The following is an 890-nucleotide window of genomic DNA, read 5'->3' as shown; positions in this document are numbered from 1 at the left end:
GTTCGATGCCCGCCTGTCTCACCTGCGCGAACAGCGCTTCGAGATCGGCGAGCGTGGGCTGCGGACCGTCGCCCTGCCGGTGCCGCAGCTGCGTGAGGAGCATCCGCACGTCGCTCAGAGCGCCGCGTGCCGTCTGGGCGATGGTCCCGAGTGCCTCGGTCGCGACCTCGGGTTTCACGGCGGCGGCGTATCGGGCGCCATCGGCCTGCGCGATCACGACCGCGAGCGAGTGCGCGACCACGTCGTGCATGTCGCGCGCGATGCGCACGCGCTCCTGCTCCTCCGCGGCGAGCGCCTCCGCCTGCAGCTGAGCCGACCTGGTGCCGCGAGCGCGCAGCACCACACGCCACAGCAGTCCGCACACCCAGGCGAACCCGAGCGCCATGACCGAGACGACGAGGAGGAGCGTGCCCGCGGTGACCTTCTCCCAGCCGGACCCGGTTCCGAAGGCGACGCCGTTCACGATGATCATGAAGACGGCCGCGACGAACCCTCCGAACAACGCAGATCCGAAGCCCCACCAGAGCACGCGGCGCGTGCCCCACGCCGAGGTGGCGTAGAGCACGAGCAGGATCGCGAAGTTCACCGGGAGCGGCCCGAAGCCGGACAGCATCTGCAGCACGGCACCGGCCCACGCAGCGGCGAGGGCCCACCCCGGGGCGAGCCGGCCGATCGCGACGCCACCGCACATCAGCACGCTCGCGATGAAGACACCCACGACCGCGAACCCCCCGATCGCATCGTTGCCCGTCCCCGGCCCGTAGAACACGAGCGAGGTCGGCACGAGCACGAGGAACAGCAGCGCCGCCCCGACGATGTCGAGGATCAGCGCGGTGCGGGAGAGCGGGCGGATCACTCCCCCACGCTACGCGAGGGCCTGGCCGCGGGCA

1 protein-coding gene is annotated in these 890 nt (G+C 71.8%); it reads right to left on the bottom strand.

Annotated elements, in window-relative coordinates:
* Positions 1-856, bottom strand: an 856-nt coding sequence (locus KZA10_RS16325; protein ID WP_218683414.1) for a histidine kinase dimerization/phosphoacceptor domain-containing protein, incomplete at its 3' end; no start/stop codon positions are given.
* Between the last annotated feature and the right edge of the window lie 34 nt (positions 857-890).

It is taken from the genome of Microbacterium sp. BF1 (assembly GCF_019279095.1).
Lineage (GTDB): Bacteria > Actinomycetota > Actinomycetes > Actinomycetales > Microbacteriaceae > Microbacterium > Microbacterium maritypicum.
This window is presented reverse-complemented; position numbering and strand designations above follow the sequence as displayed.